Raw genomic sequence first — 26,727 nt, forward strand, 5'->3', positions numbered from 1 at the left:
GGCCTGGAAACGATTAATTGTTATATGTAGGTCAACTGAACATCTAAATACCTTATTTTTGCCTAAATAAATTTAGCGCAAATAGTTAAGCGTTTCTAAATAAATCATCATGAATAAAATTACATTCTGTCTTCTTGTACTTACCCTATCTGGAAATTTTTTGTTTTCCCAGAAAAAAAAAGATCTTATCAATGAAATTGAAGAACTGAAATCCAAATTGGCGACTACAGAACTGGAATTAACGGAATCTCGTAAAAATGAAAAAATTGCTCAAGCCCAGGCAGAATCCTTTGAAAGCCAGGTTGCTGGTTTGGAAGAAAACAATGCTGCTTTATTAAAAAATCTTAATGCTTTTACAGGACAAGCCAATCAGAGTCTGGATAAACTAGGTGGTGTAATGAAAAGTCTGAGACAGAAAGAAAAGGAATTAAAATTCATTAATGACCAACTAACCAGCAATGACTCTATTTCGTTTCTTGTACTAAACGATTTTAAAAGAACATTGGGTGAAAATGTCAAAATAACTCTTGAAGGAGGGTCGGTTGCCGTTTTAATGGCGCATACCGACCTGTTTACAGCTGGTACCGGTGGTCCAGATTTAAAAGAGGAAGCAAAAACCATTTTAAGCAAAATGGCGATAGTTCTCAAAACCAACCCGGATACCCAACTAACCATAGAAAATCATACAAATGAAACTTCTGAATGGAGCAAGGTATTTCAGGATGCAACTGTTTTGGCAAATTTTATGTCCTCCGATAACGGTATAGCAGCTGAAAGAATAGTTACTATTAGGGAGACAGATCCTTCCAATACTGTTCATATAAAGATAAATCCGGACTTTAGTGCATTCTACGGGGATGTCAGAGAAAATATGAAGAACAAAAATTGAACCTCCAAAATTAGCTGGGGATTTTATTTTGTTTGACCACTGATATTTTGGTTTCATAATTTTTTCAATAAACCTTCGTTGTACATTCAATAACCAAACTAAATAACAAACACATGAGTGGGGACGGAATTTTTCAACTATTTGCATATTTATTACCGGCTGTAGTAACCGGAGCTATAGCTTTTTATTTCTTTAGATTACATACCAGAAACGAAGAAGGTCGAAGAAGATATTTACTTCATAAGGATTCGCAAAAAAATGCCATGCCTATACGATTACAGGCATATGAGCGTATGGCGCTATTTTTAGAGCGAATTTCAATTCCAAGCCTGGTAGTACGTGTGGCGCCTAAATCTGCCGATAAAAATGCTTATGAACAATTATTGATTCGCAGTATTGAAAACGAGTTTGATCATAATTTATCACAACAAATCTATATGAGCGATGAATGCTGGAATATTATCAAAGCAGCCAAAAATGCCACTATCCAATCTATAAGAAAAGCAGGAATAAGCCAAACTGACTCTGCTGATAAACTGCGTGAAGATATTCTAAATGCAACTATGGATAAACAATCACCTTCGGCTACAGCGCTTGCTTACGTAAAGAAGGAAATAGGTGAGCTCTGGTAATTTCAATAAAGGTAAATCTTATTGTTCGGGTTCTAAAGAACTTAATTCTACATTCTTAGTTTTAGCAAACTCATAACCTTTCTCCCACCAGTCCGTCATTTTCTCTCTGTCGAAGATTAATGAATTTGTAGTCAATACAGTGGGGGTGTAATAAAAATTTATGATTGCATCGTGATTATTAGCTACGAATTTTCCTATTCTGATATTCTGGCGCTCAATCCGGTCTAACATAAATCCAAACATGCTTGTCAATAATGAAAATGCATTTTTGGAGGGCATCCTGTTAAAATGCGTCACTTCGGTATGTAAAATAATGGCATCTACCTCTGTGGCACCCCTTAGAATAGCCTCTTCTATTGGCACCATACTCCCAAGCCCTCCATCCGCATATTCACACCCCTCTTTTCGTACTAAGCTCATAAAAGGTGTATAATTACATGATATCCAAATCCATTCACAGAAATCCTCATATCCATAATCTTTAATGGACTTGTATTCCACTGTGTTTAAAGAGAGGTTGGAAGTCGTTACCACAATATCTTTTGGACCAGATTTTAGTATATCAAACTCTTCCGGGGTGATGGTGTTTTTGATAAGTTCCAAAAGGTTATGGCTTTCCCCGAAAGTCTTGCTTCCATTATAAAAGTTTTTGAGGACATTCCAGTGGTTTATCCCAATATTGGCAACACCATATTTTTTCTGGATAACAAATGGACAATTACTAAAAATACTGTCCTGATCAACGGAAGTATAGACATCCTTTATTTTCTGAATTTTCTGAAGGGCCAGATGTGAAATTAACAAGCTTCCCGTAGAAGTACCTAAAAACAAGTCGTAATTGTGATTTAATCCCTGCATAAGGTATTGAGCAACACCTCCTGCAAAAGCTCCTTTACTTCCTCCCCCGGATATAACTAAGGCTCTCATTCAACTTCTAATTTACTTTTTATATAACGCAACTCTTTACCCTTTAGTTTTTTTGACAATTCAATAATACGTTCTTTTTCGCTCTCATCTTTTAGCAGAGTTTCCAGTAATTTTCTTGCATAATTTCTGAATTGCCAGGAATGATGAACGGCCGCATTTAGCAAATCTGCAATATTCTGGTCTGTAAGAGGAAAAACCTCCGACAATAAAGAAAAGGCATTCTGCCGAACTTCAAACGAATATTCAGGTGAGGTATAACCGAATAATTCTTCGGTATAACTTTCCTTTTGCTCATCATTCAGGTAGTCTTTTGTTAGTACAGCCAATAATAACCATACCAACCGTACATTCTTATTGGGTAAACCAACAATTCCTTTAGTCTTATCCAAATAACCTATCCTATCGTCAGGGAATGAAATCCACAATCGATAAAGCGCATTTTCAACTGTAATATAGCTCTTATCTTCCAATAAGGATTCAAAAGCTTCTTTTAGTATTACAGGAATTCTATCCGTCGTAATACACAAAGCCTGTCTTATTTTCAGGTCTTTACTATTGAAGGCTTCTTTTATAAAGCTATCTGACAATGACTTGCGGTAATCTAAAATGATATTTTCTTTTAATCTGGTTGATGTCGTCTTCATCCAGACTCTTTTGATTATTTCTTCATTACTCATACTACTGGTTGACAGCTCCTGTTGTAGATCAAGATATGTTTTTATATCCACAGAAGATGTGCTGAGTATTTTCTTCACTTCTTCATAGGGGAAATTCCTGTCCTGTAGCCAGGTTTGCCCAAATTCCTTAAGATCCGAATCTGTAAAACGCTGCACCTCTTTGATGAAATCAGATATGGTGGCATTAGAATACTTAAATTTATTCAAATAAGCCTGAACGCCCTTCCTAAATGCACTGTCTCCTATAGTAGTTCGAAGGGCATAAAGTGCCCATGCCCCCTTTTCATAAAAGGTCAGACTACTTGCCAAAGGATCCGTTAAAGCCTCAGCTTTTCCCTGCTGCGCGAGTTTTTGTAATTGTCTTGCGGATTTGTAAAGTTTCCAATAAAAATAGTCCTCCCCAAACAGTTCTTTCTCGGCAAGCAGGGCATAGAATGTTGCAAATCCTTCATGTAGCCAATGATGATTCCCATCTCTTTCCGTTACCAGGTTTCCAAACCATTGGTGTGCCATTTCATGGGCATTCACATTAACGTAATTCTTATCCTCAAAAGCAATACTATCAATGACAAAACCATCTGAAAATAAAGTGGTCCCCGTATTCTCCATTCCGGCGTATAAGAAGTCGCGTACAGGAATCTGCTTGTAATTCTGCCATGGATAGTCAATCCCTATTTCATCATTAAGAAAATTAAATATTTGCCCGGTATACCTATACGTTGGTTCTACGTTTAAGCTGTCTTTGGGATAATAATAGAGTTCTAAAGGAATACCTGAGTTGCTTTTAGAATTCTTAGATTCATATTGCCCAATTGCAAAGGCCAGCAGATAGCTGCTCATTGGTTTTTTCATATCAAAAACCCAGGTTCGGTAGCCGTCTTTTAGTTCCGTTTTCTTTAATATGCCATTAGCAATTACATCATAATCTTCATCGAATATGATACTGAGATCAAATTCAACTTTCTCGGTCATGTCATCAAAACTAGGTAACCAGTGACTGGTATATTTTCCTTGTCCCTGAGTCCAAATTTGTTTGTTAACAGCCTCAGAATCCTGCCATCCCAGGAAATAAACAGTTTGCTTTGGAATTGTAGTATATAGCAATGTTAAGTCATACCTTCTGCCTGCCTTGAGTTTTTTATAAAAAGTAATTTTCTCTTTATTCTCATTATAGCGAACCTTTTTACCATTCAATAAAACGGAGGTAAAATTCATATTTTTAGCATCCAGAAAAACAGAATCAGTCTTTTGATTGACTTCGAACAGGTAAGTTACCTTACCTTCTATTTTTTGGGTAATTGGTTCTATTTGCAGCTCTATTTCTCCTACTAAGAAATCTATTGCAGGTTGTGGTTGACCAAAAATTAATCCGGAGAAAATAAGGAATAAGAGGGAAAAGGTCAGCTTCATATTGGATAATGTACAAATGTCAGACCAAAATTAGCATTTTGCGGTATTGCAGTTGTATCCTCTAACCATTATTTTCGTTCTATGAATGCTAATTATCTTCAGACTCCTGTTACTTATTTGAAAGGTGTAGGTCCAAATAGGGCAGAAATACTTCAAGCTGAACTGGGGATTACAACATACCAGGGCCTGATTAATCTGTTTCCCAACAGATATATTGATAAAACAAGATATTATAAGATCAGCGAATTACAAAGAGGAAATGCCGATGTGCAACTAATAGGCAGAATTGTACACTTAAAAACGGTAGAGCAAAAAAAGGGAACCCGGTTAGTAGCATTATTTAAAGATGATACCGGTGAAATGGAACTTGTTTGGTTTCGGGGTCAAAAGTGGATTCGGGAAAATATTAAATTGAATGTTCCTTATGTGATTTTTGGAAGAACCAATTGGTTTAGTGGTAAATTCTCTATGCCACATCCCGAAATGGAATTACTGTCGGTGCATGAGAAAGGGATAAAGGTTGCTTTGCAGCCAATATATCCATCAACCGAAAAATTGAGTGCCAGGGGGATTACCAATAGGGTTATCAGTAAGTTAATTCAGCAGTTATTTTTGGAAACAAAAGGCCAATTCAAAGAGACCCTCTCCCCTACCATACTCAATGAATTAAAGCTTATGTCTAAAACTGAAGCCATGTTCAATATACACTTCCCAAGGGATCTCAAACATCTGTCCAGGGCACAATTCCGCCTGAAATTTGAAGAATTATTTTACATTCAATTACAACTAATTTCTAAGAAATTAATTCGTAAGCAAAAAATAAAGGGCTTCCCTTTTGAAGAAGTCGGCTCTCTTTTTAACGGGTTTTATAAAGATCATCTTCCATTCCAATTAACCGGGGCTCAAAAGAAAGTTATTAAAGAAATTCGTGCGGATCTGGGAAGCAAGGCTCAAATGAATAGATTGTTACAGGGGGATGTAGGTTCAGGTAAGACCGTAGTAGCATTAATGACCATCCTGTTAGCGCTGGATAACGGTTTTCAGGCCTGTTTGGTAGCTCCTACTGAAATATTGGCAAACCAGCACTACAAAGGAATTTGTGACTTATTGGGTGATCTTGACGTAAAAGTAGCTTTACTGACCGGATCTGTAAAAAAGGCGCAAAGAAAAGTCATCCATGAACAGTTGGAAGATGGATCACTCCATCTACTTATCGGTACGCATGCTGTTTTAGAAGACAAAGTAAAATTTAAAAACCTTGGGCTGGCAATTGTTGATGAACAGCATAGGTTTGGTGTTGCTCAGAGATCCAAATTATGGCATAAGAATGAAACACCGCCGCACATTTTGGTGATGACAGCTACACCTATACCAAGAACTTTAGCCATGAGTCTATACGGTGATCTTGATATCTCTGTGATTGATGAACTCCCCCCGGGTAGAAAAGCAGTGAAAACAGTTCACAGATTTGACAAAAACCGATTAAAAGTGTTTCAATTTTTACGGGAGGAAATAAAAAAAGGTCGACAGGTTTATATCGTCTATCCACTAATTCAAGAGTCCGAAGCCCTTGATTACAAGGATTTAATGGATGGATACGAGAGTATATCGAGAGATTTTCCATTACCCGAATACCAGATTTCAATTGTTCATGGGAAGATGAAGGCACAGGATAAAGATTATGAAATGGAACGTTTTGTCAAAGGTGAAACACAAATAATGGTTGCCACAACAGTTATTGAGGTAGGTGTAAACATCCCCAATGCATCAGTGATGATTATTGAGAGCTCAGAACGCTTCGGGCTTTCCCAGCTGCATCAATTAAGGGGTCGTGTAGGCCGCGGAGCAGAGCAGAGCTATTGTATCCTGATGACCGGTCAAAAGTTATCTGCAGATGCCAAAACAAGACTGGAAACCATGACCCGCACCAGTGATGGGTTTGAAATTGCCGAGGTAGACCTTAAACTCCGGGGGCCCGGAGATTTGATGGGGACCCAGCAAAGTGGTATTTTAAACCTCAAAATTGCAGATATTGTAAAGGATAACGATATCTTAAAAACTGCAAGATATTATGCCATTAAGATCCTTAATAAAGATCCCAAATTAGAGGCAGAAGAAAACAGAGCAATTCAATTTGCTTATGCCCAGTTGATGAAACATAAGAATATCTGGAATTATATAAGCTAAGAGCCGGGTTAAACCCGGCCCTTAATTTTCTTAGTATAAATAAACGGTTTAATTAATATCTGTTCCGTTTTCAAGCTTAATAATATTTGCAGCAATGGCATCTTTATTTATTTTATCCGGTGCCCTGTTCGCAGCTATTTTCAAATGCTTGAGCGCCGATTTATATTGTCCCATTGCGGAATAGCCCCTGGCCATGCCATAATCAACAGGCCAAAGTCCTTTGTGTTTTTTTGCATTCATCTTAAAGACTTCTAAGGCTTTTTCCTTCTTACCCTGGGCAATTAATTGCCTGCCATATCCATGAACCTCAAGAATTGTGGCAAGACCCAATGCTTCATCCATAACAGCCTCTGCTTCTGCTGTTTTTCCCTGATTAGTAAGAATTCTTGATTTAACGCTCAGATTATTAAAGTTTTTTTGACTAAAAAACTGCCCTTCAATGGCAGCATTTATCCAGCCAAGTGCCTCATCAAGATCTCCTCCATTATTCAATGAAAAGTTAGCGGCTTGTTCCCAGGTCTGACGACTAAAACCCGGGAAATTTTGTAGTTTATGCCTTATATCTGCCAAAACAATATCAGTTACATCAACTTCGATACTAAATGGAATTTGTTTCTTTTCCCAATTAAGGGATGCCACCACAGAATTTTTTTTGGCTTCTGTAAAAAGATAGGTCAATTCTTCCATATGCGAGCGATCTTTCGTATCAACATCAACCCTGAGGGCATCTTCAGAGGGCTCATAAAAGTAGCTCCCCCAAGCCTCGTAGTTATTGGAAAAAATAATAGTGGCCGTATTGTTCTCATTCACAATCATATGCAGACCGTATTTGCCGGCACTTAAAGGCTTGCCTTCAATTTTAACATCATCGGTAAATTTGATAATTGTATTTTCATTGGCACCGGCTCTCCATGGGGATTCTTTTGCTGTTCCAAAACCCAGATTGTTCATCCCGTAGGGTACCAATTTTCCCCAAATTTCACGTTCTTTTACTGCCGGCCTGGAATACACAATTGAGATATCTGTTATTCCAATACGTTGTGACACCGTAGCCATCTGGCTACCCCTTGGTAAATCTAGCTGAGAAATACCATTAGTTCCGTAAAACATTAGTAAGACCAGGCAAAATAAAGAGCCTATTTTGTAATTTCTTTTCATCAGATTGTTTCTTTAGTTGTTAATTAAACTGTTAGGTATCTATAAAGATATGAATAGGCCTAACTGCATATAGTTACAGTAATGTTAAAGAGTTAAATGCGCATTGTGTATCCGAATTGCACTAAAAAATTCATCGATTATTTTGGATTCAATACAAAAGATAAATCCGTACGTACTGTTAACATAAAGCCGGGTGACACACTTATTTACTATAAACTATTGTTTATCAGTACTTTATATTACCTATTTACTTCTTGAACATCGTAATTTTAAAGCACTTGGTTTTATCCTCTTTTACTTGTATTTCATACATTTGTTAGCTGTGTTAAAAAGCTAATTCTTAGTTATTTGAAGATTATATGAAAAAAACATTATTTGATAAAGTTTGGGACGCACATGTAGTCCAAAAGGTAGCAGATGGTCCTGATGTCTTGTTTATCGACCGTCATCTGGTTCATGAGGTGACAAGTCCCGTTGCATTTTTGGGATTAAAAAGTAGAAATATCAAGGTATTATACCCTGAGCGCACTTTTGCTACTGCTGACCACAATACACCTACACTGAACCAGCATCTCCCTGTTAAGGATCCGTTATCGGCGAATCAATTACGGGCGTTGGAACAAAACGCTGAGGAACACCATATTCCTTATTGGGGACTTGGTCATGAAAAAAATGGGATCGTACATGTAATTGGGCCGGAGAATGGAATTACGCTCCCTGGTGCCACTATAGTGTGCGGAGACTCTCATACATCAACCCATGGTGCATTTGGGGCCATTGCATTTGGTATAGGTACTTCAGAAGTGGAAATGGTATTGGCAACACAGTGTATTATGCAGCCTAAACCAAAAAGCATGCGGATTACTATTAATGGCAAACTAAATAGTGCCGTAACACCAAAAGATGTAGCCCTGTATATTATTTCTCAATTAAGTACTTCGGGAGCTACCGGATATTTTGTGGAATACGCCGGAGATATCTTTAAGCAGATGTCTATGGAAGGACGTATGACGGTATGTAATCTCAGTATTGAGATGGGTGCACGCGGTGGTATGGTAGCACCAGACGAAAAGACATTTGATTATATAAAAAATAGAGAATTTACTCCAAAGGGTGAGGCCTGGGATAAGGCAATGAAATATTGGGAGACTTTGTATACCGATGACGATTCGGTTTTTGATCATGAAATTACCTTCAATGGTGAAGATATAGAACCAATGATCACCTATGGTACTAATCCGGGAATGGGAATTGGTATTTCTGGTGGAATTCCTTTAGCGAATGCAATCGAAGGAGGCGCCGCCACTTATAAAAAGTCGTTGCAGTATATGGATTTTCAGGAAGGAGAAAATATGCTGGGTAAAGCAATCGATTTTGTCTTTCTGGGAAGTTGTACCAATGGTCGAATAGAAGATTTCCGGGCTTTTACAAGTTTGGTTAAAGGGAAACAAAAAGCAGAAAACGTTACTGCCTGGCTGGTCCCCGGATCTCATAAAGTAGAAGAAGCTATTAAGGAAGAAGGTTTGTTAGAAATTTTGAATAAGGCAGGTTTTGAATTAAGGGAGCCAGGATGCTCGGCTTGTCTGGCTATGAATGATGATAAGATTCCAGCCGGTAAATATGCGGTGAGTACTTCTAACAGAAACTTTGAAGGAAGACAGGGGCCAGGAGCAAGAACATTGCTCGCGAGTCCGCTTGTTGCAGCTGCTGCGGCTATTACAGGGAGGGTTACGGATCCAAGGGAGCTGATGGTGTTTGAAACAGCTTAATTTTTACTAATCATTAACGGATATAAACGAATGGCATACGATAAATTTAAAGTTTTAAACAGTACGGCAGTACCTCTCCCCATAGAAAATGTGGATACAGATCAGATTATTCCGGCCCGGTTTCTGAAAGCAACGGAACGAAAAGGATTTGGAGATAACCTATTTCGGGATTGGAGATATAACCCTGACAATACGCCAAAAGAACAATTCGTTCTTAATAACCCAATTTATGGTGGTAAAATATTGGTTGGTGGTAAAAACTTTGGATCCGGTTCTTCAAGAGAACACGCAGCCTGGGCCATTTATGATTATGGTTTTCGTTGTGTTGTAAGCAGTTTTTTTGCGGATATATTCAGAGGCAACTGTATGAATATTGGTGTTTTGCCCTTACAAGTAAGCCCGGACTTTCTTGTAAAGATATTTGAAGCAATCGAAGCTGATCCTAATGCAGAATTCGAAGTTAACCTGCCGGAACAAACCTTTACAATAAAGTCTACCGGAGAAAAGGAAAATTTCGAAATAAACGACTATAAAAAGGAAAATTTACTCAACGGATTTGACGATATTGATTATTTGTTAAATATTCAGGATAAAATAGAAACATTTGCAAAGGATACACCGCTTTAATATCAATAAAGACTATTACTTCATAAGCTATTTAACTTCAGCATGAATCGGAGGAAAATTGAAATAATGGATACAACATTGCGGGATGGAGAACAAACCTCAGGGGTATCCTTTACTGCTTCAGAGAAGCTAACCCTGGCAAGACTACTTCTGGATGAATTGAAAGTAGATCGTATAGAAGTTGCGTCTGCCCGAGTTTCGGAAGGCGAATTCAATTCGGTTCGTTCAATAGCCGAATGGGCAGAGAGTGTAGGGTACTTAGATCGTATAGAAGTGCTCACTTTTGTAGATAACGGACTATCCCTGAAATGGATGGAAAAAGCAGGTGCGAAAGTACAAAACCTGTTAACAAAAGGATCTTTAAACCACCTTACCTATCAACTTAAGAAAACACCGGAAGAGCATTTTAATGATATTGCTGCAGTGCTAAGCAAGGCAGAAAAACAAGGGATTACTACAAATGTATACCTGGAAGATTGGAGTAATGGGATGCGGAATTCTCCTGAATACGTTTTTCAGTTTCTGGACTTCCTGGCAACGCAGCCAATTAAAAGAATATTGTTGCCTGATACCCTGGGTATTCTGACACATGCTGAGACTTTTGATTTTATATCCCGAATCATATCCCGTTATCCTGATATGCATTTCGATTTTCACGGTCACAACGATTACGATCTTAGTGTAGCGAATGTTATGGAAGCTTTGAAGGCCGGTTGTCACGGATTACATTTAACCATAAATGGAATGGGGGAACGAGCTGGCAATGCCCCATTGGCTAGTGTTGTAGCCGTTGTGAATGATTTTATGCCCGATATTGAAATCAATGTGCATGAATCCTCACTTTTTAAAGTCAGTAAGCTTGTATCTACTTTTACCGGATTTGGAATTCCTGCCAACAAACCTATTGTAGGCGACAATGTTTTTACCCAAACAGCTGGAATACATGCAGATGGTGATAATAAAAAGAACTTATACTTTAATGACTTATTGCCCGAACGCTTCGGTAGAAAACGCAAATATGCATTGGGCAAAACCTCAGGAAAAGCGAATATCCAAAAAAATCTTCAGGAATTGGGACTTACGCTCAATGATGAAGAAATAAAGAGAGTAACCGAACGAATCATTGAGTTGGGAGACAAAAAGGAGAAAGTCACCAAAGAGGACCTCCCCTATATTATTTCGGATGTTTTGGATACTGAGCCTTACCAGCAAAAAGTCTTTGTCAAATCCTATGTGCTTACCCATTCCAAGGGCCTCAAACCGTCAACAACGGTGGCGGTTGAAATCAATGGAGACGCCTTTGAAGAAAATGCGCAGGGCGACGGGCAGTTCGATGCATTTATGAACGCCCTGAGAAAAGTATACAAATCCAAAAAAATAGAACTCCCGACACTCATTGATTATGCGGTGCGCATACCTCCCGGCAGTAACTCGGATGCTTTATGCGAGACCATTATTACCTGGCAGGATAAAGGAAATGACTTTATTACCCGCGGCCTTGATTCTGATCAGACTGTTTCAGCAATTAAGGCGACAGAAAAAATGTTGAATATCATATAAGAACCTTTTTAAAAGACAATTATTTACCATTAATCAGATCATAAAAACAATATGAAACTAAATATAGCACTCTTAGCCGGTGACGGAATTGGACCGGAAGTGATAGATCAGGCGGTCAAAGTATGCAATGTCGTGGCAGAAAAGTATGGCCACGATATAAATTGGAGACCAGCTTTAACCGGAGCTGCTGCAATTGATGCTGTGGGAGACCCTTACCCCGAAGACACCCATAAAATATGTGAAACTTCCGATGCTGTTTTATTTGGGGCAATTGGACATCCTAAATATGATAATGATCCTTCGGCAAAAGTCCGTCCGGAACAAGGCCTGTTAAGAATGCGTCAAAAATTAGGTTTATTTGCTAATGTGAGGCCAACTTTTACATTTCCTTCCTTGATTGATAAATCTCCTTTAAAAAGGGAACGGATAGAAGGTACAGATCTGGTGTTTTTAAGAGAACTTACCGGGGGTATCTATTTTGGAAAGCGAGGAAGGGAAGATGATGGTGAAACAGCATATGACACTTGTACGTATACCCGGGCTGAAATTAAACGTTTGGCTCAAAAAGGTTTTGAAATGGCCCAAAAAAGGTCTAAACGGCTATGTTGCGTAGATAAAGCTAATGTATTGGAATCTTCACGGCTTTGGCGAGAAACCGTACAGGCTATGGAAAAGGACTATCCGGAGGTTACCGTTTCTTACGAATTTGTGGATGCCGTGGCTATGCGACTTGTGCAATGGCCAAGTGAATATGATGTTTTGATTACCGAGAACCTTTTTGGGGATATTCTTACAGATGAGGCTTCCGTAATTTCGGGCTCAATGGGACTTATGCCTTCGGCTTCAATTGGAGAGCGCATAGCTTTATATGAACCAATTCATGGGTCTTACCCGCAAGCAGCAGGCAAAGATATTGCCAATCCTCTGGCCACTGTTTTATCTGCAGCCATGTTATTTGACGGTTTTGACTTAAGTGAGGAAGCAGAAGCAATACGAAAAGTGGTAAATAAGTCCCTTGCAGAAGGAATCGTTACAGAAGATCTGGCTGAAGGTGGAAAGTCTTATAAAACCAGTGAAGTGGGTAATTGGCTTGCAGCTAATATCCAATAAGAAATAAATGAAAGCCGGGGATCACTATTTAGTTTTCCACGGCTATTTTTTTACTTCAAACTAAAATTAAAGAAGGTAGTCCGTACTGATAAAGTTAGATAACTTAGTTTCTAATAACTTTTCAAGAATATCGTTATTTAATTCGGTATCCTTAGACGCGACAAACGTTCTTATAGAAAATGATCGCAATGCATCATGAACACTTAATGTAGCAACCGCAGAATCTTTTCTCCCTGTAAAAGGATAAACATCGGGGCCGCGTTGACAGGAACTATTTAAATTCACACGACAAACCAGGTTAGCCAAATTATCAATTAAGGGTGCGAGCGCATATACGTCACTCCCGAATAAACTTACTTGTTGGCCGTAGTTAGACTCGGCCATATCATCCAAAGGTTCCTGAATATCTTCAAATGAAAGGACTGGGATCACGGGCCCAAACTGTTCTTCTTCATATACCTTCATATCCTTGGTTACCGGGTAAAGAACTGCGGGCCAGATATAGTTATCAGAATGTTCTCCTCCCTTGGCATTAAGAATATGCGCCCCTTTATCCAAAGCATCATCAATTAATTCTTGTATGTAGTTTGGCTTACCCGACTCCGGCAATGGAGTAAGCGTAACGCCTTCTTCCCATGGATTTCCGAATTTCAGTTCATCAACTCTTTGTGAAAATTTCTTATTAAATTCTTCAACTATATCCTTGTGTACATATATAACTTTAAGCGCAGTACATCGCTGACCGTTGAAAGACAAAGCACCTGCAAGGCATTCTGTGATAGCCAGGTCCAAATTTGCATCTGGCAATACAATAGCCGGGTTCTTTGCTTCCAGGCCCAATACAAGACGTAAGCGATTACTCTTGGGGTGTTGATTTTGTAAAGCATTTGCAGAAGAACTATGTCCTATTAATGCCAAAACATCAACTTTACCCGTTTTCATAATAGGCCCGGCAATAGCACGGCCGCGACCGAACAATACATTTACAACACCTTTGGGAAAACTCTCTTTAAAGGCTTCTATTAAAGGTGAAATCAAAAGAACGCCTTGCTTAGCCGGTTTAAAAACTGCTGTATTCCCCATAATTATGGCAGGAATCAGCAAACAGAAGGTTTCATTTAAGGGATAATTATAAGGCCCTAAACAAAGTACAACCCCCAAAGGCCCTCTTCTTATATGTGCATAGACCCCTGCATTCTTTTCAAATTTTGCAGAGTTTCGATCCAGTTCCTTATAGTCTTCAATTGTATCGTAGATGTATTCTACAGTCCTGTCAAATTCTTTTTCAGAATCTGGCAGGGTTTTACCTATTTCCCACATTAAATACTTGACCACTTCGTCCCTTTTGGTCTCCATTATACGGACAAATTTTTCCATGCATTCAATCCGGTCTCTAACGCGCATGGTTGGCCATACACCCTGTCCCTGATCGTAGGCTTTTACCGCTGCATCTAGTGCTTCCAAAGCCTCATTTTCAGCCATATCCGGAACAGATCCAAGCAATGTTGGCGCATATTCTGAAGTACTTGAAATGGTAGAATAAACTTCTGATGTAGCGCCTTGCCACACCTTTAATTCACCATTTATCAAATAGGTTTTTTGATGAAGTGGCTCCGTAATACGAAATGCATCTGGTATGATTGATAAGGTAGTTTCCATTTATTTTTCCTTTAATAATAACGATGTTAACTATGGATGCTGAGTATTGTCTAAACAATTGGCTTCATTGCTGTCATAGATTCCCTTAGTCTTGCACCAATTACTTCAACCGGGTGCTCACGAAGGGCTTTATTCACCGCAATTAGTTTGGCATTATCCACACCATGATCCTTACCCTGGCCAAATGGAGTGCCAATAACATCTATATCCACATTTTTCATAAAATCACTCAAAAGAGGTTTACATGCATGATCGAACAAATAACAACCATATTCTGCAGTATCAGATATTACCCTGTTCATTTCAAATAATTTCTTTCTGGCAATAGTATTAGCAATAAGTGGCGTTTCGTGAAGTGATTCATAATACGCAGATTCTCCTATTATCCCGGATTCAGTCATGGATTCGTACGCCAACTCTACTCCTGCTCTAACCAATGCAACCATTAGTACCCCATTATCATAATATTCCTGCTCAGAAATTTCATTATTACCGGCCGCCGTTTTTTCGAATGCGGTTTCACCGGTCTCTGCCCGCCAGGATAATAGGTTTTTATCATCATTAGCCCAATCTTCCATCATTGTCTTGGAAAAATGACCACTCATAATATCATCCATATGCTTATGAAATAAAGGTCTCATAATATCTTTTAACTCTTCCGATAATTCAAAGGCTTTAATCTTTGCAGGATTTGATAAACGATCCATCATATTAGTGATTCCTCCGTATTTCAATCCTTCCGTGACCGTCTCCCAACCATATTGAATAAGTTTGGATGCATAGCCCGGTTCAACGCCTTTCTCCAGCATTTTATTAAAACAAAGAATAGAACCTGTTTGTAACAAACCACAGAGAATGGTTTGTTCTCCCATTAAATCAGACTTTACTTCTGCAACAAAAGACGACTCTAAAACTCCGGCTCTATGACCTCCTGTAGCAACAGCATATGCCTTTGCCTGTTCATAACCTTTACCCTCAGGGTCATTATCGGGGTGCACTGCAATCAATGTAGGAACTCCAAAACCTCTTTTATATTCCTCTCGCACTTCCGAACCGGGACATTTGGGAGCGACCATGATAACGGTTAAGTCCTTTCGGATTTGCATACCTTCCTCTACAATATTAAACCCGTGTGAATAGGATAAGGTTGCGCCTTTTTTCATTAACGGCATTACAGCATTTATCACGGCTGTGTGTTGTTTGTCGGGTGTTAAATTTATTACCAGATCCGCCTCAGGCACCAAATTTTCGTAGGTATCCACCTTAAAACCATTTTCAGAAGCATTTTTATAAGACTGACGTTTTTCTTTTATAGCGGCTTCTCTAAGCGTGTAAGAGATGTCAAGTCCGGAATCCCTCATATTTAAGCCCTGGTTTAAGCCTTGGGCTCCACAACCCACGATAACGATCTTTTTTGACTTTAGTGCATTTACGCCATCAGAAAATTCGTTTGATTCCATAAACCTGCATTTTCCCAGCTGTAATAATTGGTCTCTTAAAGAGAGGGTATTAAAATAATTTGTCATTTTTAATAATAGTTAATTTTTGATTCTCTATATGATTAGGATTGATAAAACTCATTGATTATTGAGGTAATAGGCATTTCAGATTTCGTAACTGTTATCCTCCCGGAACGCACAAATTGCATTATGCCATAAGGTTCTAAGTCGTCATGCATCTCATCAATTTCATGCCTCCTCCCGGTCTTCGCTAAAACAAAATATTCTCTTGATACCGTTACAATCTTTGATTTATGCTGTGAGATAATATTCTGAATTTCGGGTTCATCAAATAACAGATGTGATGCTATTTTGAACAGAGCCGATTCCTGATAAATGGTTTCTTCATCAGTATGATAATAAGCCTTAATTACTTCAATTTGTTTTTCAATCTGCGCTACTATTTTTCTTGTCCAATCTTCTGTGGTATTGACAACAATAGTAAACTTGGACACATGCTCAATTTCTGATTTTGAAACATTTAAGCTTTCTACATTAATGTGCCTTTTTAGGAATATACCCGATATTCTATTGAGCAATCCAACATTATTTTCGGAATAAACCGAAATAGTAAACCACTTTTTTTCCATCTTAGTTTATTTTAAACGAATATCTGAAACCGATGCCCCGGAAGGGATCATAGGGAAGACATTATCTTCATTTTCAACAGTAACTTCCAGAAAGAATGGCTCATTTGAAGCCATCATGGCCTCAACTGCGGGCTTAAGTTCCTTGCGCTCATCCACCCTTTTGGCTTCTATATGGTAACCTTCGGCAATTTTAATAAAATCGGGATTTGTCATCACGGTGGATGCATACCTCCTTTCAAAAAACAATTCCTGCCATTGCCTTACCATCCCAAGGTGTCCATTGTTCAGAACAACTATTTTAACTGGAGTTTTATTCTGAAAAATAGTTGCTAATTCCTGAATTGTCATTTGAAAACCTCCATCCCCAATTATGGCTACAACTTCTCTGTCCATCGCTCCCATTTTGGCACCTATGGCAGCAGGAAGTGCAAACCCCATAGTCCCCAATCCCCCGGAAGTAATATTACTTTTGGATTGTTTAAATTTTGCATATCTGCATGCAATCATTTGATGCTGTCCGACGTCGGTAACTATTACCGCCTTGTTTTCTGATGCTTTATTAATTTCCTCAATTACTTCACCCATTGTAAGCCCCGGTTTGGTTGGGTAAAGATCATTTTTGATAACTGCTTCATATTCTTCTTCGTAGCACTTTTTAAACTCAGAGAGCCATGCTTCATGCTTATTTTCCTTGATTAATGGCAATAATAATTCGAGTGATTCCTTCGCATTACCTAAAATGGCAACATCTGCCTGCACATTTTTATCGATTTCTGCGGGGTCTATTTCAAAATGAATAACTTTAGCCTGCTTTGCATAGGTTTCCAAATTGCCGGTTACCCTATCATCAAAACGCATCCCTATGGCAATAAGAACATCACATTCATTGGTAAGAATGTTTGGACCATAGTTCCCATGCATACCCACCATACCCACATTTAAAGGATGATCTGTGTCCATGGCAGACAATCCTAAAATTGTCCACGCGGCAGGAATCCCGGCTTTTTCAACCAACTGTCGAAGTTCATCCTCCGCTTGTGCCAGAATTGTGCCGTGTCCGAAAACTATAAATGGTTTTTTCGCACTATTAATTAATTCTGCCGCAGCTTCAATTTTATCAATTTGAGGCTTAGGATTGGGCTTATAACTGCGCACTGCAATACATCGACTATAGCTAAAGTCAAATTCTTCAAATTGTGCGTTTTTTGTAATATCAATTAAAACCGGACCCGGGCGACCAGATTTTGCAATAAAAAATGCCCTGGCCATGATTTCAGGAATTTCAGAAGCTTTTGTAATCTGATAATTCCATTTGGTTACCGGAGTAGAAATTCCAATAATATCGGTTTCCTGAAATGCATCAGATCCCAGTAAATGACGGGGCACCTGACCCGTTATACAAATCATAGGGGTAGAATCTATCTGGGCATCAGCAAGGCCTGTAACTAAATTTGTGGCTCCAGGTCCGGAAGTTGCAATTGCTACCCCAACCTTGCCGGTAACACGTGCATATCCCTGCGCTGCATGCGTTGCCCCCTGTTCGTGCCTTGTGAGTACGTGATGAAGCTTATCCTGAAACTTATATAATTCATCATAGACAGGCATTATTGCGCCTCCCGGATAGCCATAAATTAAATCCACATCTTCCGCAAGGAGACAATGGATAATTGCTTCAGCACCACTGATTCTTATTGCAGTTTCTTTGTGTTTTTTCGGTTTTGTTTCCTTTAATGTTTGCATACGCAATAGTATTTTTTAAATGCTATAGTAACCTAAATCTCATCTGTTACGCAACCCTGGGAGGCTGAAGAAACAGTTTTTGCATATTTGTAAAGACTTCCCCTTCTTACTTTAAGAGCCGGTTGTACCCATTTCTCACGTCTTTCGTTGATCTCCTCATCTGTAATATCTACCGAGATGATATTCTTTTCGGCATCAATAGTAATTATATCCCCGTTACGTACCAAGGCAATGACCCCTCCATCCTGTGCTTCAGGGGAAATATGCCCTACAACAAACCCATGGGTGCCTCCGGAAAATCGTCCATCTGTTATTAAGGCTACGTCTTTTCCTAGTCCGGCCCCCATTATCGCCGCGGTAGGTTTTAACATCTCCGGCATACCGGGTCCTCCTTTCGGACCTTCATACCTTATTACAACCACATCACCTTTTTTAACCAATCCTTTGCCAATGCCATCATTTGCCTTGAATTCATCTTCAAAAACTTTAGCAGGTCCGGTAAAATGAAGTCCTTCTTTACCGGTTATTTTCGCTACTGCACCCTCTTTGGCCAGATTGCCATAAAGAATACGCAGGTGCCCTGTTGCTTTAATTGGGTCTTCCAAGGATTTTACTACTTTCTGACCCGACTTTAAATCTGGCAAATCTGCTAAATTTTCAGCGATGGTCTTTCCGGTCACTGTTAAACAATCCCCGTGCAACATACCGTTTTCAAGCATGAATTTCATTACCGCAGGGGTACCCCCAACGCGATGAATATCCTCCATCAAATATTTTCCACTGGGTTTTAAGTCCGCCAGAAATGGTGTTGTATCACTTATCTTTTGAAAATCATCCAAAGTAAAATCAATGTTAGCAGCTTTTGCAATTGCTAAAAAATGTAAAACTGCATTAGTAGAACCCCCCATTACAGTTATAAGCCGAATTGCATTTTCAAATGACTTCCTTGTAATAATATCACTGGGTTTGATATCATTCTCAATTAAATATTCCATCGACTTACCGGCGTTAATACAATCCTCATGCTTTTCTTTCCCTATTGCCGGATTTGATGAGTTATACGGTAAAGCCATTCCCAAAGCTTCTATAGCTGAAGCCATAGTATTGGCAGTGTACATACCGCCGCATGCTCCTGCCCCGGGGCATGCATTCTGAATGACACTCTTAAAATCCTTCTCATTCATTGTCCCGGCTACTTTCTCTCCCCAGGCTTCAAATGCAGAAACAATATCAAGTTTTTTATCCTTATAACAACCGGAAGCTATTGTTCCGCCATATACCAAAATAGAGGGGCGATCTAAACGAATCATCGCCATTAAAGCGCCTGGCATATTCTTATCACAACCAACAACAGTGACCAAACCATCATAATTCATAGCCTGAACTACAGTTTCCATTGAATCTGCAATAATATCTCTTGAAGGCAAGGAATAACGCATGCCGTAAGTACCCATGGATATCCCATCACTAACTCCAATGGTATTAAATACAAGACCCACCAAATTGCTATCTTGAACTCCCTGTTTTACCTCCTGAGCAAGATCGTTCAAGTGCATATTACAGGGGTTTCCCTCGTAACCTGTACTGCCAATTCCAATAAAGGGTTTTTTCAAATCCTCCTCTTTTAAACCAAGTGCGTACAACATTGCCTGTGCAGCTGGTTGGGTAGGATCCTGAGTTACATTTTTGCTGTATTTATTCAATTCCATTAAAACAGTTCTCTTATATTATTATGAGCTATTAATAGCTATAGATTTCAAAGATACTTGTTTATAAAAGTTCGGCTTTTTAACATTTATTACTGGTTCAAATTCAATAAAACGATTATTAACACAATACATTGATTTTCAACTATTTAAATATGTGTTATATCCCATATTCAATAAATGGGTTACTGTAGTTTTAGCTAATTTTTTAAAGTGGATTTTAAGTCAGTGGAAATATTTGTTTGTAAAAAAGTATAATCCTTTCTTTGCGGGTACAGAGATCTCAGATACCCATGAAAACAGAAAAAACCGTTACCGAAGCAATCGCCTACAGAAGGTCAGTACGTATTTATAAACCTGATGAAGAAATTGATACTGAAGTCGTTAAACAATGTCTTGAGAACGCAGCACTGGCTCCTACAAGTAGCAATTTGCAGCTATGGGAATTTTATCATATTACCAGTAAAGATGTTCAAAAAAAGATAAGTGCTGCTTGTTTTAACCAACCTGCCGCTAAAACAGCCAAGCAATTGGTTGTAATTGTTGCACGAAAGAAGCTGTGGAGGACAAGGGCCAAAGCGAATCTGAATTTTCTAAAGAAGAGTTTTGGTGATAAACCTATTGAAAAATATGATAGCAAAGAAAAATTTGCAATAAGTTATTACAAAAAGCTTATCCCTTCGCTATACTTTGATTTCTTTGGTATTCTGGGACTGTTACGCTATTTCGTTTTTTTCATGGTAGGTTTATTCAAACCCGCCTACAGACAAGTCCGACACTCTGATATGCGAATTGTAGCCCATAAAAGTGCCGCATTGGCAGCGCAGAACTTTATGATTTCTATGGCGGCTATTGGCTACGACACCTGCCCTATGGAAGGTTCAGACACCTTACGTATTAAACGAATATTAGGCCTGCCAGGCAGTGCCGAGATTAATATGGTAATTGCCTGTGGTGTTCGGGATCCTGAAGGTGTGTATGGTCCGCGATTCAGGATTCCTTTTAAACAAGTTTATAAAGAAATCTAGCGTCCTAGAGGGTGTAACGAAATTTTATCCCCGAATTTCTTTTGAGATAAGATGGCAATTGATTTAGTTGCTAATTGAAGGACCCTTGGGTATCCGCCGGTGGTCTGTCCGTCGCGCATTAAAATGATCAATTTTCCGGCAGGTGTTAACTGCACTGTTCCCGGCAGCGTTGCGGAAGTTAACATCTTGTGAGCATGCCCTGCAATTAATTCTTCAAGCTGATATGCCATCCGATTATTCTCCTTGGCAATTGTAAATTTAGTATTAAATAATAACTTTAATTGATCGGCTTTTAATATATTATATTCAGGACCTTGATAAACTAATAATTCGTGTTCCTTGTGCCGGGCTTCAGGTATTATGTGACTAATTTTTGGAGAAAATTCTTTGAACTCTTCAATGGATATCTCCATTCTTTCCTTAATGCGGTTCTTATCCGTCACCGGTTTGTAAAATGATCTGCTTCCTAATTTTATTTCAGTCTGGAAACCACCTTTAACAGCAAGATAACTTCTAAAACCATTCATTAGTTTTCCGAAAGATAATATATCCCCTTCATTAACCTTATGCACTTCATAGGAATTGACAGGGCTTCCATTTAACTCGGGTGACATATCAGCGCCGGTTACAGAGAAAAAACTCGAAGTCTGAAATTCAAGTTTAGGGCCAGTCATTGTAATTTCCATAACTGCATCCGTTTCATCGTTTTCCAATAGCGAATTGGCCATGGAGGCGGAGTAATTATCCATACATCCACATACAGGCACTCCCTTGTCCCGGTATCCAAATCTCCCGGTATCCTGAATTGTAGTAAAAAACCCCGGCTGAATTACTTTAATCATCTAATTTGATTTTATCGAGGTTATAGATTCCAACTTCTGTCTCTATTTTATGTAAATCATATTCTGCACGCGTAACAGCATAAAACTGAATCTGATCACCTACACTGACAAAGCAAGGCTTTGCAAGATTCACATTAAAAAGAGCTATTGGACAATTTCCTATAATATTCCAACCCCCCGGGGATTCCTGAGGATATATCCCTGTTTGTTTACCTGCAAGACCAACAGATCCCTTGGGAACACTGAGTCTTGGCACCGATTTCCTTGGGGTTTCCAATTCTCCGGGCAAACCTCCCAAATACATGAAACCTGGTAAAAACCCTATTCCGTAAACCGTGTAAATGTGCTCTGTGTGTGCTTTTATAATTTCTTCAATTCGCTTACCTAAATTTCTGGAAACTTCTTCCAAATCAATCCCGAATTCAAGGTCATAGCAGACAGGCAATTTCCATAAATATCGTTGGGGGGTTCCGCCAACCTTACGGTTCTTATAGCATTCCTCTATTTGAAATCTGATTTTAGAGAACTCTATGCTCTTGTTGCGGTTTATTAGGGTAAGAGAGTTGTAGGACGGGACTAATTCCCAATTTAAAGCGTCTTTAAAATCCAGTTTGAAACTTTCCGCAAAATCAAGGATATCATAAAGGATTGCTTCCGACACCTCATTTGGCCATTCTATCAAAATTGCCTGCTCTCCAAAAGGTCTAATTGATATGGGATACGAACTCACTTTTTTAGAAAAATATGCTGTTTAGGCAGTTCGTCCGAAAGATACATTAATATTTGCAAAGCGGTAACTGTATCCCCATGAATACAATAAGTATCTGCCTTAATTGGTCTTTTAACTCCGTTAATGGTATTAACCTCCTTATTCAGGACCATGGATATAATATGATCTAAGACTTGTTTTGGTCCTTCTATCAAGGCGTTTGGCAAATCCCGGGAAACAAGACTTAAATCCTCATTATAATTTCGATCGCCAAAAGCTTCTAGGCGTATTTTATACCCTTGCTTTCTGGCCTCTTCCTCAATAACTGAATTAAAAGGCAGGTATAATAAAACAACATCCTTATACTTACTAATGCTTTCCAAATAAAGTTTAGATAATTCCAAATCCCGCGCTATGTCATTATATAAGGCTCCATGGGCTTTAATGTGATGTAGCTCCATTCCGGCGGTGTTCAATATCCTTTCTAATTCCCTTATTTGTTTCCTGATACTATCTATTAAATGGCTTTTCTCAATTTGCATTGATTTACGACCAAAATTTTCCCTGTCCGGATATGAAGGGTGAGCACCTACTTTAATTCCATACTTTTTTGCCAGATCAACTATTTCGGTCATCGAAGTGTTATCGCCTGCATGGCCACCACAAGCTATATTGCATGAGCTGATATGAGGGAAAAGAGCATGTTCATTACCTATACCCTCACCTACGTCGCAATTAATATCTATATACAATTTGTCTGTCATATTATCCCAAAGACACTTAAAACACTTTTAGCCCCAAGTAGAATTACTAAAATAATGATAAATAGCGCAGGTATGTTCTGCCAAAAGGTATTCTTAAATTCACCAAGAACTGCCTTTTTATTTACTATCCAAATCAAAATCAATCCAATAATAGGTAACAACAACCCATTAGCTACCTGTGCAAACTGTATAATTACAATTGGCCTGATTCCAAAGGAGAGTGAAATTACGCCAATAAAAAGGACAAACATCCAAACAAGCCTGAATCGGATATCTGTGACTGTAGCATTCCATCCAAAACAACTATTGGCTACATAAGCTGCTGCTAAGGGAGCCGTAATAGCCGATGTTATCCCGGCTGCAAAAAGCCCAATCCCCATTAAATATTTAGCGCTCTGGCCGTACAATGGCTCCAAACCTTTGGCCAGATCCAATGCATCCTTAACTTCGGTCGAATTAATTGCCGCAGCAGATATAATAATTGCTAAGGAAATCAGTCCACCCAGTCCAATAGATAAAAAAGTATCTCTTCGCACACTTTCCAGATCATCTGAAGAATTCCACTTTTCCTTTATCAATGAGGCATGTAAAAATAAATTATAGGGCACCACCGTAGTGCCTACCAAAGCGATGATATTAAACAGGCTGCCATTGGGAATCGCAGGTATAAATAACCCTGTCAGCATTTCTTTTATATCCGGTTTAGTTAAGATAGCAGTTAGAACAAAAGAAACGCTCATGATTAAGACAAGAGTAATAAATACCTTTTCCAGGGTCTTATAAGACCCTAAATACAGCAAAATAAAAGCAATACCACCAATAACCCATGGATATAAGGTTGCATATTTTGAGCTGAATAAAACCTGTAAGCCCAGAGTTGCACCGCTTATATTACCGGCTTCATAGGCTGTATTCCCGATAACTATAGCAGACAGAATAATTCCCATTACAAGAAATCTCAGCCAGGAAATTCTTAATTGCTCTTTTATAACCTGTGCAAGTCCTTTTTGCGTAATAACCCCTACCCTGGCGGACATTTCCTGTAGAATAATCGTGGCTACAATGGAAAGTAACATGGCCCAAAGCAATGCATAGCCAAACCCAACACCGGCAATTGTACAGGCTGTTATTGTCCCCGGGCCAATAAAAGCTGCAGCAACTAATACCCCCGGGCCAATTTTCTTGAACATTTAATAGTATTAAGTTAATGATGGCTGAGTAAATATAGACTCTTTAAAGAATTATCGAGCTCCTGATTTCAATTAAAATTTGAAAATATTTTAACATAAAAAGTGCATTTCATCTAAAATATTGCAGTTCGTCTAAAAGTGAGTTGTCATACATCGATAAAATATAATAATCCAAAAAAACCTCGGTTATAATTATCCCAAATCAAAAATTTACCTACTTAATATGACATGCTTAGAATGTAAAAAAGAGCTTAGTTATATGGATCATAGAATGTCCATGGAATCCTATGGAGTAGAATTATGTGCCAGGCACAGAGAGCGCATGGACAAACTCATCAGGCAAAATAATACCCCTATCGAAGCTATAAGGCTTTATTACGGTTTGAAGGAAGCGGGCGTAAATCCAATGCTCGAATGGTGGGACGGAAAGAAGTCAGTTGATATCGCATTTTCCAGAGTGAAGCTGAATATTGAAATAGACACAGAATACCATATGCTTACCCACGATCAGGCCATCAATGATCTGGAAGAAACAATGCATTCGTTTCAAGATGGGTTCACAACCATTAGAATCCCCAATATGCTCATTAAGCATTATTTAAAGGAAACCGTAAACAACATTCTGGGAATAAAAGAAGGTTTAAGGGCCAATACCAAAGTAATCTAATAGCGTTTTAAAAACCCCGAAAATTATGGAGGCTAATAGTTCATATACAGAGAGATCATATCAGTTGAGTAAACTCATCCTTTTTTTACTAACATTTGCAGCATTTGCAATTATGGTAAATATTAATCCTGTATTTTCAAGATATCTCTTCGGATTACCCATTGTCCTTTCAGGAATTTTGGGTGTAGTTGGTACAATTATACTTTACAAAGGTCGAAATGAACCTATTAGTGAAAAGAAAATCATCGCGATAACGGTAAATTCGGCAATGGTTGTTCTTATTGTAACCATTTTAATTTCCAACACCCTTTATTAAGGGTAAAACCAGGAATATAACAGGAGATTAATACCTAAAAATGGACTTCTCAATAAGGTCTGTTACACTCCTGCTGTATGAATCTGCAGTACACTAATATATTCCCTATACATACCATATTGATTTACTAATACGCTTTCTTTTTTATCCGGACATTTTCTTCAATTATTCTTTGTATCTTTTTTTCAAATTCTAAAACATGAAAAATATAGATAGAAGAAATTGGTTGAAAACCGTTGGTTTGTCGGGCGGTTTCGCTCTTTTAGGCGGGTTTGAAAGTATGGCTCTGGATTATCCGTCAGTTCATAAATCAGCTGATTCTCCATTATTACTCAATGCCAATGAAAATCCTTTTGGCCCTTCGGAAAGCGTTCGGAAAGTACTTTCAGGTTCCTTTCATGAAGCCTGTAGGTACCCTTTTCGAAGTCTGTCTGGTCTTGTGGAGATGATTGCTTTAAAAGAAGGAGTTACAAAAGATCATATCGTAGTTACCGGGGGCTCCACGGAAGGTCTGAAAGCTGCGGGTCTTGTCTATGGGTTGAATGGCGGCGAGGTTATTGCGGCAGATCCTACTTTTCAGGCTATGCTGCGTTATGCAGAAACATTTAAAGCCAAAGTGCATCGTGTTCCCTTAAATGATGATATGGTGCATGACTTGCCCGCGATGTCAAAAAAGATCAACAAGGATACCCGCCTTATTTTTATTTGCAATCCAAATAATCCTACGGGTACACTTTTGAATAAATCGAGCTTGTTGGATTTTTGTAAATCCCACGATAAAGATGCTGTAATATTCAGTGATGAAGCCTATTATGATTTTATTACAGAACCAGATTATCCTTCAATGGTGGAACTTGTAAAAGAGGGAAGGAATATTATCGTATCCAAAACCTTTTCCAAAGTTTATGGACTGGCCGGATTACGGGTTGGTTATTTGATCGCGAAACCCGCAATTGCCCGGGAATTAAAATCGGCTGTAATGGCAAATACCAACATTCTGGCTATTGAAGCGGCAAAGGAAGCTTTGAGGGATGACGAATTTTATAAATTTAGTATTGAACAAAATGCTGT

At 38.7% G+C, this 26,727-nt stretch carries 23 protein-coding genes; 11 read left to right on the plus strand and 12 right to left on the minus strand.

Features of this window, described 5'->3' with window-relative positions:
- Positions 1 to 109: 109 nt before the first annotated feature.
- Positions 110 to 889 carry a hypothetical protein gene (locus tag Q0X77_RS06740; RefSeq protein WP_297794948.1) on the plus strand — a complete coding sequence of 260 codons (780 nt, stop codon included), beginning with the start codon at positions 110 to 112 and terminating at the stop codon, positions 887 to 889.
- Between the two features lie 113 nt (positions 890 to 1,002).
- Positions 1,003 to 1,521: a hypothetical protein gene (locus Q0X77_RS06745; RefSeq protein ID WP_297794951.1), complete on the plus strand. Its 519-nt coding sequence runs from the start codon at positions 1,003 to 1,005 to the stop codon at positions 1,519 to 1,521.
- Positions 1,522 to 1,539: 18 nt separating this feature from the next.
- On the opposite strand, the gene Q0X77_RS06750 is transcribed toward Q0X77_RS06745, so the two are convergent.
- Together Q0X77_RS06750 and Q0X77_RS06755 are read right to left on the minus strand one after the other, a co-directional pair.
- Positions 1,540 to 2,448 carry a patatin-like phospholipase family protein gene (locus tag Q0X77_RS06750; protein WP_297794955.1) on the minus strand — a complete coding sequence of 303 codons (909 nt, stop codon included), beginning with the start codon at positions 2,446 to 2,448 and terminating at the stop codon, positions 1,540 to 1,542.
- On the minus strand, positions 2,445 to 4,535 hold the full coding sequence (locus Q0X77_RS06755) for a M1 family metallopeptidase (RefSeq protein ID WP_297794957.1): 2,091 nt from the start codon (positions 4,533 to 4,535) through the stop codon (positions 2,445 to 2,447). Before Q0X77_RS06755 ends, Q0X77_RS06750 begins: the two co-directional genes overlap by 4 nt.
- Before the next feature lie 81 nt (positions 4,536 to 4,616).
- Between Q0X77_RS06755 and recG the strand changes: the two genes are divergently transcribed.
- Positions 4,617 to 6,722 (plus strand): ATP-dependent DNA helicase RecG, encoded by a 2,106-nt coding sequence (gene recG, locus Q0X77_RS06760; RefSeq protein WP_297794960.1) that lies wholly within the window; start codon positions 4,617 to 4,619, stop codon positions 6,720 to 6,722.
- 48 nt (positions 6,723 to 6,770) lie between these two features.
- Here the strand turns inward: recG and Q0X77_RS06765 are convergent, their stop codons facing one another.
- Positions 6,771 to 7,880, minus strand: a complete 1,110-nt coding sequence (locus Q0X77_RS06765) for a DUF2911 domain-containing protein (RefSeq protein ID WP_297794963.1) — start codon at positions 7,878 to 7,880, stop codon at positions 6,771 to 6,773.
- Positions 7,881 to 8,239: 359 nt separating this feature from the next.
- On the opposite strand from Q0X77_RS06765, the gene leuC reads away from it, so the two are divergent.
- Genes leuC through leuB form a run of 4 tightly spaced genes read left to right on the plus strand, consistent with a single transcriptional unit; the run spans position 8,240 to position 12,946 of the window.
- Positions 8,240 to 9,649, plus strand: a complete 1,410-nt coding sequence (leuC, locus tag Q0X77_RS06770; protein WP_297794965.1) for a 3-isopropylmalate dehydratase large subunit — start codon at positions 8,240 to 8,242, stop codon at positions 9,647 to 9,649.
- A 30-nt stretch (positions 9,650 to 9,679) separates the two neighbouring features.
- Positions 9,680 to 10,276 (plus strand): 3-isopropylmalate dehydratase small subunit, encoded by a 597-nt coding sequence (gene leuD, locus Q0X77_RS06775; RefSeq protein WP_297794968.1) that lies wholly within the window; start codon positions 9,680 to 9,682, stop codon positions 10,274 to 10,276.
- A 42-nt stretch (positions 10,277 to 10,318) separates the two neighbouring features.
- Complete coding sequence (locus Q0X77_RS06780) at positions 10,319 to 11,836, plus strand: alpha-isopropylmalate synthase regulatory domain-containing protein (RefSeq protein WP_297794971.1); 1,518 nt, start codon at positions 10,319 to 10,321, stop codon at positions 11,834 to 11,836.
- Between the two features lie 51 nt (positions 11,837 to 11,887).
- On the plus strand, positions 11,888 to 12,946 hold the full coding sequence (gene leuB / locus Q0X77_RS06785; RefSeq protein ID WP_297794974.1) for a 3-isopropylmalate dehydrogenase: 1,059 nt from the start codon (positions 11,888 to 11,890) through the stop codon (positions 12,944 to 12,946).
- A gap of 66 nt (positions 12,947 to 13,012) precedes the next feature.
- On the opposite strand, the gene Q0X77_RS06790 is transcribed toward leuB, so the two are convergent.
- From Q0X77_RS06790 to ilvD, 5 genes are read right to left on the minus strand one after another with little or no spacing between them, the layout of a single operon-like run.
- Complete coding sequence (locus tag Q0X77_RS06790) at positions 13,013 to 14,605, minus strand: NADP-dependent glyceraldehyde-3-phosphate dehydrogenase (RefSeq protein WP_297794977.1); 1,593 nt, start codon at positions 14,603 to 14,605, stop codon at positions 13,013 to 13,015.
- Positions 14,606 to 14,655: 50 nt separating this feature from the next.
- On the minus strand, positions 14,656 to 16,131 hold the full coding sequence (ilvC, locus tag Q0X77_RS06795; protein WP_297794980.1) for a ketol-acid reductoisomerase: 1,476 nt from the start codon (positions 16,129 to 16,131) through the stop codon (positions 14,656 to 14,658).
- 35 nt (positions 16,132 to 16,166) lie between these two features.
- Entirely contained in the window at positions 16,167 to 16,694 is a 528-nt protein-coding gene (ilvN, locus tag Q0X77_RS06800; RefSeq protein ID WP_297794982.1) for an acetolactate synthase small subunit, read from the minus strand.
- A gap of 6 nt (positions 16,695 to 16,700) precedes the next feature.
- Positions 16,701 to 18,434: a biosynthetic-type acetolactate synthase large subunit gene (ilvB, locus tag Q0X77_RS06805; RefSeq protein WP_297794985.1), complete on the minus strand. Its 1,734-nt coding sequence runs from the start codon at positions 18,432 to 18,434 to the stop codon at positions 16,701 to 16,703.
- A gap of 32 nt (positions 18,435 to 18,466) precedes the next feature.
- Positions 18,467 to 20,143, minus strand: coding sequence for a dihydroxy-acid dehydratase (gene ilvD, locus Q0X77_RS06810; RefSeq protein ID WP_297794988.1), 1,677 nt, complete (start codon positions 20,141 to 20,143; stop codon positions 18,467 to 18,469).
- 290 nt (positions 20,144 to 20,433) lie between these two features.
- On the opposite strand from ilvD, the gene Q0X77_RS06815 reads away from it, so the two are divergent.
- Positions 20,434 to 21,168, plus strand: coding sequence for a nitroreductase family protein (locus Q0X77_RS06815; protein WP_297794990.1), 735 nt, complete (start codon positions 20,434 to 20,436; stop codon positions 21,166 to 21,168).
- Here Q0X77_RS06815 and Q0X77_RS06820 read toward each other — a convergent pair.
- From Q0X77_RS06820 to Q0X77_RS06835, 4 genes are read right to left on the minus strand one after another with little or no spacing between them, the layout of a single operon-like run.
- Entirely contained in the window at positions 21,165 to 22,010 is an 846-nt protein-coding gene (locus tag Q0X77_RS06820) for a biotin-dependent carboxyltransferase family protein (RefSeq protein WP_297794993.1), read from the minus strand. The genes Q0X77_RS06815 and Q0X77_RS06820 overlap by 4 nt on opposite strands.
- Positions 22,003 to 22,740 (minus strand): 5-oxoprolinase subunit PxpB, encoded by a 738-nt coding sequence (pxpB, locus tag Q0X77_RS06825; RefSeq protein WP_297794996.1) that lies wholly within the window; start codon positions 22,738 to 22,740, stop codon positions 22,003 to 22,005. Before pxpB ends, Q0X77_RS06820 begins: the two co-directional genes overlap by 8 nt.
- Entirely contained in the window at positions 22,737 to 23,483 is a 747-nt protein-coding gene (gene pxpA, locus Q0X77_RS06830) for a 5-oxoprolinase subunit PxpA (RefSeq protein ID WP_297795000.1), read from the minus strand. The genes pxpB and pxpA overlap by 4 nt, the downstream gene beginning before the upstream one ends.
- Positions 23,480 to 24,673, minus strand: a complete 1,194-nt coding sequence (locus Q0X77_RS06835; RefSeq protein ID WP_297795004.1) for an Nramp family divalent metal transporter — start codon at positions 24,671 to 24,673, stop codon at positions 23,480 to 23,482. Before Q0X77_RS06835 ends, pxpA begins: the two co-directional genes overlap by 4 nt.
- A 223-nt stretch (positions 24,674 to 24,896) precedes the next feature.
- Here Q0X77_RS06835 and Q0X77_RS06840 point away from each other — a divergent pair, with 223 nt between their 5' ends.
- The 3 genes from Q0X77_RS06840 to Q0X77_RS06850 form a co-directional block, all read left to right on the plus strand.
- Positions 24,897 to 25,340 (plus strand): hypothetical protein, encoded by a 444-nt coding sequence (locus Q0X77_RS06840; RefSeq protein WP_297795008.1) that lies wholly within the window; start codon positions 24,897 to 24,899, stop codon positions 25,338 to 25,340.
- A gap of 25 nt (positions 25,341 to 25,365) precedes the next feature.
- Entirely contained in the window at positions 25,366 to 25,656 is a 291-nt protein-coding gene (locus Q0X77_RS06845) for a hypothetical protein (RefSeq protein WP_297795011.1), read from the plus strand.
- 199 nt (positions 25,657 to 25,855) lie between these two features.
- Positions 25,856 to 26,727: histidinol-phosphate transaminase (locus Q0X77_RS06850; RefSeq protein ID WP_297795015.1), on the plus strand; the 872-nt coding region annotated here is incomplete at its 3' end.

This window comes from uncultured Eudoraea sp. (genome assembly GCF_947258925.1).
Classification (GTDB): Bacteria; Bacteroidota; Bacteroidia; order Flavobacteriales; family Flavobacteriaceae; genus Eudoraea.

Bases quoted from the DNA above. Each gene is read 5' to 3' on its own strand.
- leuC (WP_297794965.1), top strand. From the start codon at position 8,240: ATGAAAAAAACATTATTTGATAAAGTTTGGGACGCACATGTAGTCCAA.
- Q0X77_RS06790 (WP_297794977.1), bottom strand. From the start codon at position 14,605: ATGGAAACTACCTTATCAATCATACCAGATGCATTTCGTATTACGGAG.
- Q0X77_RS06745 (WP_297794951.1), top strand. From the start codon at position 1,003: ATGAGTGGGGACGGAATTTTTCAACTATTTGCATATTTATTACCGGCT.
- Q0X77_RS06780 (WP_297794971.1), top strand. From the start codon at position 10,319: ATGAATCGGAGGAAAATTGAAATAATGGATACAACATTGCGGGATGGA.
- Q0X77_RS06755 (WP_297794957.1), bottom strand. From the start codon at position 4,535: ATGAAGCTGACCTTTTCCCTCTTATTCCTTATTTTCTCCGGATTAATT.
- Q0X77_RS06835 (WP_297795004.1), bottom strand. From the start codon at position 24,673: ATGTTCAAGAAAATTGGCCCGGGGGTATTAGTTGCTGCAGCTTTTATT.
- Q0X77_RS06765 (WP_297794963.1), bottom strand. From the start codon at position 7,880: ATGAAAAGAAATTACAAAATAGGCTCTTTATTTTGCCTGGTCTTACTA.
- Q0X77_RS06820 (WP_297794993.1), bottom strand. From the start codon at position 22,010: ATGATTAAAGTAATTCAGCCGGGGTTTTTTACTACAATTCAGGATACC.
- pxpA (WP_297795000.1), bottom strand. From the start codon at position 23,483: ATGACAGACAAATTGTATATAGATATTAATTGCGACGTAGGTGAGGGT.
- leuD (WP_297794968.1), top strand. From the start codon at position 9,680: ATGGCATACGATAAATTTAAAGTTTTAAACAGTACGGCAGTACCTCTC.
- ilvD (WP_297794988.1), bottom strand. From the start codon at position 20,143: ATGGAATTGAATAAATACAGCAAAAATGTAACTCAGGATCCTACCCAA.
- Q0X77_RS06845 (WP_297795011.1), top strand. From the start codon at position 25,366: ATGGAGGCTAATAGTTCATATACAGAGAGATCATATCAGTTGAGTAAA.
- Q0X77_RS06840 (WP_297795008.1), top strand. From the start codon at position 24,897: ATGACATGCTTAGAATGTAAAAAAGAGCTTAGTTATATGGATCATAGA.
- ilvB (WP_297794985.1), bottom strand. From the start codon at position 18,434: ATGCAAACATTAAAGGAAACAAAACCGAAAAAACACAAAGAAACTGCA.
- Q0X77_RS06740 (WP_297794948.1), top strand. From the start codon at position 110: ATGAATAAAATTACATTCTGTCTTCTTGTACTTACCCTATCTGGAAAT.
- Q0X77_RS06815 (WP_297794990.1), top strand. From the start codon at position 20,434: ATGAAAACAGAAAAAACCGTTACCGAAGCAATCGCCTACAGAAGGTCA.
- ilvC (WP_297794980.1), bottom strand. From the start codon at position 16,131: ATGACAAATTATTTTAATACCCTCTCTTTAAGAGACCAATTATTACAG.
- ilvN (WP_297794982.1), bottom strand. From the start codon at position 16,694: ATGGAAAAAAAGTGGTTTACTATTTCGGTTTATTCCGAAAATAATGTT.
- leuB (WP_297794974.1), top strand. From the start codon at position 11,888: ATGAAACTAAATATAGCACTCTTAGCCGGTGACGGAATTGGACCGGAA.
- recG (WP_297794960.1), top strand. From the start codon at position 4,617: ATGAATGCTAATTATCTTCAGACTCCTGTTACTTATTTGAAAGGTGTA.
- Q0X77_RS06750 (WP_297794955.1), bottom strand. From the start codon at position 2,448: ATGAGAGCCTTAGTTATATCCGGGGGAGGAAGTAAAGGAGCTTTTGCA.